Origin of the sequence: Nocardiopsis listeri, assembly GCF_020741345.1 — a bacterium.
In the GTDB taxonomy this organism is placed as follows: domain Bacteria; phylum Actinomycetota; class Actinomycetes; order Streptosporangiales; family Streptosporangiaceae; genus Nocardiopsis; species Nocardiopsis listeri_A.
In genome coordinates this window covers 1-6,795 of record NZ_DYZD01000401.1, presented here as the reverse complement: position 1 = coordinate 6,795, position 6,795 = coordinate 1, and the positions used below count along the sequence as shown (strand labels likewise).

Here is a 6,795-nt window from a genome sequence, read left to right as displayed (position 1 = left end):
TGCTCCGGACAGAGGAAAACTACCAAGGGTGATCATGTTCGTGCGGTGGGTTCGCGAAAAGGTCGCCTCGGTGACGGCCGGGACCGAACGGCCCCTCAGCCATCGCGGCCGGCCGAGTACACGCTCAAGTGCGTGTGGGCCAGCGCGAACAGCGGAGTGGGCGCACCCAGTTCCCGACCCCGACTCAGCAGGTCGCCGACGATGTGGTCGCCCTCCACCGGGTTGCCATGGGTCAGGTCCCAGTACATGGACGTGGACGTTTCGCGTTCGGTGTCGCCGATGGTCTTCTCGGCGAAGGTCCGGATGTGCTCACTCGGTGGGAACCCGGCGGCGGTGGCCACCGCCATCGCCTCGGCGAGCATCGCGGCGCTGAACTCCGATCCGCCCGGGGCCCGGTTGACCCGACCGATGGGGGCGCGCATCAGACAGGTGGCGGCGCCCAGAGCGGCCAGGAACACCCACTTGTCCCACATCCGCTGACGGACGTCCTCGGCGGCCCGAGCGGTGAAACCGGCTCCGTCCAAGGCCTTGTGCACCTGGTCGAGTTCCACCACGGGGCTCGGCCCCAGCGGCCCGTAGATCAGCTCGCCCATCTTGCCGACCTCGACGATCTCCCCGGCCTCGCCCAGCCGGGTCATCACCATGCTCACCCCGCCGTAGACGCGATCCTGACCGAAGCGTTCGGTGAGCACGTCCAGGTGCCGCATGCCGTTGAGGAAGGGCACCACGACCGTCCGCGGCCCCACCGCCCCGGCCAGGTCGGCCACGGCGCCCTCCAACCCGTAGGACTTCACCGCCAGCAGGATCACGTCGTACTCGGGGGTGAGCTCGCTCGTGGTGACGGCGCGCACGGGCACGCTCTCGGTTTCACCCTCCACCGTGCGCAGGACCAGCCCACGGTCGCGAAGCAGCGCGGCGCGGGCCGGTCGCACCAGGAAGTCGACGTCCCGACCGGCCTTGACCAGCCGAGCACCGAAGTACCCGCCTACCGCCCCGGCGCCCACCACAAGAATCCTCATGCCGCTCCCACTCCGTCGAACTCGCTGAACCAGGCAAAACGTATGACGATGGGACACCCCGCCGCAAGGGCGATCCGACCACTCGGTCAGCCCACCCCGAGGTGGTCGGCCAGATCATCCAGACCCCCGGCGTACAGGTCGAATCGTTCCGCCAGGTGGGCGGGGCGCCCACCGGCCGGGCGACGTACGCCGTCCGCATCCCCGACCTCTGGGCCCCGCGCAGGTCCCGGTCGTGCGCGGCCACCATGAGCAGTCCCTCGGCCGGTCGCCCCGGATCCCGCCCTCCGCCGTCTGCTCACCCCGTCGCAAGAGCGGATGTTCCGCCTGAGGGCGGACCCCCCGCCCAGGTGCGCCGGGCCCGCTCCGAGGCCGGAGCATCCTGCCACGTGGACCCTTGCGGACGCGGGTGGAGGGACAACAGGATGGGATCCGTGCCGACGGCCCCGACCTTCGGGCCGTGACCTTGGAAAGGGCAGGTGCCATGACCACTTCGACCACCTCCAGCCGCGTGGACGACATCCTCCACCGCAGCGCGGTGAGATCCCCCGATCGCACCGCCCTGGTCTTCGAGGACCGCACCTGGACCTATGCCGAACTCGACGACGCGGTGACCCGCGCCGCCGCCCGCCTCCTGGGCCTGGGCGCCGCCAAGGGCGACCGGATCGCCGCTTATGGGCGTAACTCCGACGCCTACCTCATCGGCTACCTGGCCTGCGCCCGCGCCGGGTTGGTGCACGTTCCCATCAACTTCGCCCTTCAGGGTGAGGAACTGGCCTACCTGCTCGAACAGTCCGGCAGCAGCATGGTGATGACCGACCCGGCGCTGCGCTCCGCGGTGGACGGTCTGCGTTCGCGCACCGGGATCGAACAGGTGTTGGAGCTGCGCGGTGGTGCCGGCTCGCTGTTGGCCGACGCCGCCGAGGGGCCGGTTCCGGTGTTGGACGTGGAGGTCGTCGACACCGACCTGGTGCAGTTGCTCTACACCTCCGGGACCACCTCGCGGCCCAAGGGCGCCATGATGACGCACCGTGCCCTGGTCCACGAGTACCTGTCGTGCCTGGTGGGCCTGGACCTGAACGCCGACGACGACCCACTGCATGCGATGCCGCTGTACCACAGCGCCCAGATGCACGTCTTCCTCATGCCCTGGCTGGCGCTGGGCGCCACCAACACCCTCGTGGAGACGCCCGATCCCACCGACCTGCTGCGCCGGATCGAGACCGACCGCCACGGCGCGTTCTTCGCCGCACCCACCCTGTGGGTGGCCCTGGCCAACCACCCCGAGTTCATCGACCGCGACCTGTCCAGTTTGCGCAAGGCCTACTACGGAGCCTCGATCATGCCCGGGCCGGTCCTGGAGAGACTCCGGACGACCCTTCCCGACCTGGGGTTCTACAACTGCTTCGGGCAGAGCGAGATCGGCCCGCTGGCCACCGTGCTGCGCCCCGAGGAACACACCGACCGCCCGGCCTCCGCCGGACGATCGGTCCTGTTCGTGGAACTCCGGGTGGTCGACGGCGAGGGCGACGACGTCGCCCCGGGGGAGCCGGGCGAACTGGTCTTCCGCTCCCCGCAGCTGTGCCGGGGATACTGGGACAAGCCGGAGGAGACCGCCGAGGCGTTCCGGGACGGCTGGTTCCACTCCGGGGACCTGGTGCGCGTCGACGCCGAGGGCTACATCGAGATCGTGGATCGGATCAAGGACGTCATCAACACCGGCGGCGTGATGGTGGCCTCCCGGGAGATCGAGGACGTGCTCTTCGCCCACGACCAGGTGGTCGAGGCCGCGGTGGTCGGGATGCCCGACGAGAAGTGGATCGAGGCGGTGACCGCCTTCGTGGTGCCCGCGCCGGGTGCCGACACCGACAAGCTTCCCGAGGTGCTCGTCGAGCACGTCCGGGAGCGGCTGGCCCCGTTCAAGGTGCCCAAGGCGGTGCGGGTGGTGACGGAGCTGCCCCGCAACGCCTCGGGCAAGATCCTCAAGCGTGAACTGCGCGACTGAACCCTCGGTCCTGGTCCGCCGTCGTGGGGACGTCGGCGCCGAAGGAGACGTCGACTCCGTGCAGCACGGTGGCGGTGGCGGTCAGCGCCAGGCGCACGCCCACCCCGGCCCAGGTCCCGCCGGTGGTCGCGCGCGACAGTCCGGCGAGGACACCGAGGAGGACGAGGTCGAGGAGCGCGTCGGTGGATCCCACGACCAGGGACACCGCGCCCGCGAACAGCGCGCTCTGGACGAGGATCACGGTGACCCGGGAGAGGCGGAACCCGAGCAGGTGCTGGACGTGGCCGCGAAAGACCAGCGCCTCGGGCGGGATCTGCGCGAACACCATCAGCGGGGTCGAGGGTGGCGTTGTCGGTGATCAGCGCGGCGCCCACGACGAGGGCCGACGCGGGGATGTTCAGGCCGATCGAGGACAGGGTGCGCCCGCCGGTGCGGCACAGAACCCACACCAACGGCAGGACCACCAGGGCGAAGGCGGTCGAACGAATCGCCGTCCCCAGGGGGCCGTCGGGTTCGGTGGAGAACAGGTCGATGAGCGCGTACGCGGCCACGCCGGCCAGGGTGAACACGACGACCGGTGACCCGATCCGGATCAGGTCCTCGTGTGGACGGGGGTTTCCGGTGGGGGCATGAGTGCTCCAATGAACTCCGTACGCTGTTCGATTGATTTAGAACGGCGTACGGAGTTTTGGCGAAGTGGTTCGGTGAAGGGGAAGGCGAATGACCACCGCACGAAAGGGCATCGAGGCCACGCTGGACCTGTTGTGGACCGGTCTCGGTCGACCCGGGCGCGGCCCCCGCCACCGGCTCACCGTCCAGCGTGTGGTGGAGGCGGCCATGAACGTCGTCGAGTCCGAGGGCGTCGAGGTGTTGTCGATGCGCAAGGTCGCCGCCCCCGCACGCCCGCCCGGGAACCTGGCGGGAGAAGGTCGAGGCCTGGGCCCGTGAGGATCTGGCCTCCTTCCGTGAGCACCCTTGGCTGATCGAGATCACCTCCGGCCCGTTCGTCGGCCCCCACGCCTTCGCGTGGACCGACTCGGCCATCCGCGTGTTCGAAGGCACCGGGCTCGGCGCGGAGGAGGCGCTCGCCGTGGTGGAGGCCGTCGATGGGCTCGTCCGGGGACACGTCGCCAAGGTGATCGCGGCCGACCGCGCCCAAGTCCGGGTCGATCCCGAAGGGCGCTCCTTCGCCGCCGTCCAGGAGGGCTGCCTTGCCACACGCCGGATCGAGGCCGGTCGTTTCGAGGCCATCGAGCGCCTCCAGGCACCCTTCGGGCCCGTGGAGGTCTTCGAACGGGCCCTGACCTGGTTGCTGGACGGAGTGGAGCAACGCATGGCCGAGCGCGTCGTCGAGCGCCGATCCGAGGTCGACACCCCTTGACGTGCGGATCGTTTCGACGAGGGGTGCGGATGTGACTTGACGCACCAACAGACTAAGTGATTTAGTCACTATATGAACAAGAACGCGCCCTCCCTGTCCGAGCGGCTCGCCGACGACATCGTGGAGATCATCCGCCAGGAGAGCCTGGCGCCCGGGGACCTCATGGCCTCCTCCCGCGAACTCGCCCAGCGATTCGACGTCACCACCCCGACCGTGCGCGAGGCGCTGCGCCGGCTGGAGGCCACCGGCGTCGTGGAGTTCCGACACGGGTCGGGCACCTACGTGGGCGCCGGGTTCAGCCGGACCCTCCTGGTCAACCCGCACCTGCCCAGGGAGAGCCGGGACTCGGTCCTGGAACTGGCCGAGGCCCGGCTGGTCCTGGAGCCGCCGATCGTGGCCACGGCCGCACGCGTGCGCGACGACGAGTGGCTGGCCCAGATCGAACGCTCCACCGTCAACGCCCTGCACCCGCCCCGCTTCGACGACGAGGCGCCCGTGCACTTCCACGTCGCGCTCGCAGCGGCCACCGGCAACACCCTGCTGCGGGAGACCGTCGAGGCGCTGCTCTTCGTGCGTTCACGCGAGCAGGTCGAGATCAGGCACCGCTACCACGACCGCGAACGCGACCACGCGGAACACATGGAGATCTACACCGCGGTCAAGGACCGTGACGCCGAGGCCGCCGAACGCCTCACCCGTGAGCACCTGACATCGATCAGGGACGCCGTGGCGGCCGCTTCGCGCGAGGCGGCGGACCGATGAGCACCCCCGAACCCCGCACGCCGCGCCCGCACCACCTCGCCGACATGACCACCGAGCAGGCGGCCGAGGCCGTCACCGAGAGCCCGGTCGTCATCCTCGCGGCCGGAGCCTTCGAGCAACACGGTCCCGCGATGCCCTTGGCCACCGACCTGGTCAGGGCCGAGGCGGTGGCCGATCGCGTGGCCGAACGCCTCTCCGGGCGGGCCGTGATCGGTCCCGGCCTGCCGGTGGGCGTCTCGCCCCACCACGTCGCCTTCGCCGGCACGCTCACACTGTCCGTCGACACCTTCCGCACGGTGCTGCGCGAGTACCTGGACGGGTTGTACACGCACGGATGGCGCAAGGTCCTGGTCATCACGGGTCACGGCGGTAACAACGCGGCCCTCACCACCCTGGCCCAGGACCTGCTGGCGGACCTGCCCGACCTCCAGTTCGCGTGGTCGCCCCTGACCTCCGTCGCCGCCGACGTCGTGGCCCGTATGCCCAAGAGCGAGGTCCACGGCCACTGCGGTGAGGCCGAGACCGCGCAGATGCTCCACCTGGCACCCGGCCTGGTCCACACCGACCGCTTCGCCCCCGGTACCAGGAACCTGTCCGAGCTCGACGCCCTGCCCCGACTCGCACGCCGTCCCGGACCCCCCACCATCCAGGTGCGCTACGACCGACTCAGCGCCAACGGCGTCCTGGGCGACCCGGCCCGGGCCACCGCCGAGGACGGCGCGGCCATCGTCGACCGCGTCGTCGCCGAGATCACCGACTTCGTCGAGGAGTGGCTCAAGGCCTGACCCGGCCCTTGAGCGGGTCGGTCCGCCACACCGAGGCGGACCGACCCCTCCCAAGCCAACCGAGCCCCGCAGAGGCTCCACCCACCGGACCCGCCACCGCCGCGAGCCCGGTACCGACCGAATCCGCAGACCCCCGGTCGCGTCCGCGATGGCCGAGGGTCCGTCAGCCGTACCCGAAAACGCCCCCGAGGCGTCCGCACCCGACGGAAGAGGACACCATGAGTCGCCCGCACCGACGACCCCTCGCCCGCCTGACGATCGCGCTCTCCCTGCCGGTCCTGATCCTGTCGAGCACCTCCACCGCCATGGCCGCCGACCCCCCGGCTCCCGACGACATCGCCCCGCACCGCTCCGAGGGTTGCGCCGCCCCACCGCCCCAAGATCCCGGACAGAGTGTCCAACACCCCCTGACCAGTGGTGGGCTGGACCGCTCCTACCGGCTCCACCTGCCCGACGACTACGACGAACACCGTGCCTGGCCCGTCGTCCTCGCCTACCACGGACGGGGCAACACCGGCGCCGGCACCGAGGAGTTCTCCGGACTCTCCGAACTGCCCGCCGTCGTCGTCTACCCCGAAGGGGTGATCGGCCAGGGCGACGACGACCGACAGGCCTGGCAGGGCGCCCCCTACTCCGCGCCCGGTGTGGACGACGTCGCCTTCACCCACGACCTCCTCGACACCGTCGAGTCCGATCTGTGCGTGGACCGCGCACGCGTCTACGCCACCGGCAAGTCCAACGGCGGAGGCTTCACCGCGATCCTGGCCTGCGCCGCCGCCGAACGCGTCACCGCGATCGCTCCGGTCGCCCCCGCGCTCTACCCCCACGACCTGGACTGCGACCCCG

8 protein-coding genes and 1 pseudogene are annotated in these 6,795 nt (G+C 70.6%); 6 read left to right on the top strand and 3 right to left on the bottom strand.

What is annotated here, in order from left to right; all coding sequences use genetic code 11:
• Positions 1–95: 95 nt before the first annotated feature.
• Together K8V84_RS21645 and K8V84_RS21640 are read right to left on the bottom strand one after the other, a co-directional pair.
• Positions 96–1,019, bottom strand: a complete 924-nt coding sequence (locus K8V84_RS21645; RefSeq protein ID WP_304077998.1) for a ketopantoate reductase family protein — start codon at positions 1,017–1,019, stop codon at positions 96–98.
• Between the two features lie 86 nt (positions 1,020–1,105).
• A pseudogene (locus K8V84_RS21640) lies at positions 1,106–1,290 on the bottom strand (haloacid dehalogenase type II); the annotation flags it as partial.
• Positions 1,291–1,500: 210 nt separating this feature from the next.
• Between K8V84_RS21640 and K8V84_RS21635 the strand changes: the two are divergent.
• On the top strand, positions 1,501–3,021 hold the full coding sequence (locus tag K8V84_RS21635; protein WP_304077995.1) for an acyl-CoA synthetase: 1,521 nt from the start codon (positions 1,501–1,503) through the stop codon (positions 3,019–3,021).
• Here the strand turns inward: K8V84_RS21635 and K8V84_RS21630 are convergent.
• Complete coding sequence (locus K8V84_RS21630; protein ID WP_304077992.1) at positions 2,999–3,349, bottom strand: type II CAAX prenyl endopeptidase Rce1 family protein; 351 nt, start codon at positions 3,347–3,349, stop codon at positions 2,999–3,001. The genes K8V84_RS21635 and K8V84_RS21630 overlap by 23 nt on opposite strands.
• A gap of 392 nt (positions 3,350–3,741) precedes the next feature.
• Between K8V84_RS21630 and K8V84_RS21625 the strand changes: the two genes are divergently transcribed.
• The 5 genes from K8V84_RS21625 to K8V84_RS21605 all read left to right on the top strand — a co-directional run.
• Entirely contained in the window at positions 3,742–3,969 is a 228-nt protein-coding gene (locus tag K8V84_RS21625; RefSeq protein WP_304077990.1) for a hypothetical protein, read from the top strand.
• Positions 3,970–3,973: 4 nt separating this feature from the next.
• Complete coding sequence (locus K8V84_RS21620; protein ID WP_304078000.1) at positions 3,974–4,402, top strand: TetR/AcrR family transcriptional regulator C-terminal domain-containing protein; 429 nt, start codon at positions 3,974–3,976, stop codon at positions 4,400–4,402.
• 72 nt (positions 4,403–4,474) lie between these two features.
• Positions 4,475–5,164, top strand: coding sequence for a FadR/GntR family transcriptional regulator (locus K8V84_RS21615; RefSeq protein ID WP_304077987.1), 690 nt, complete (start codon positions 4,475–4,477; stop codon positions 5,162–5,164).
• Complete coding sequence (locus tag K8V84_RS21610; RefSeq protein WP_304077985.1) at positions 5,161–5,949, top strand: creatininase family protein; 789 nt, start codon at positions 5,161–5,163, stop codon at positions 5,947–5,949. Before K8V84_RS21615 ends, K8V84_RS21610 begins: the two co-directional genes overlap by 4 nt.
• Positions 5,950–6,167: 218 nt before the next feature.
• The coding region (locus K8V84_RS21605) for a PHB depolymerase family esterase (protein WP_304077983.1) at positions 6,168–6,795 on the top strand (628 nt) is incomplete at its 3' end.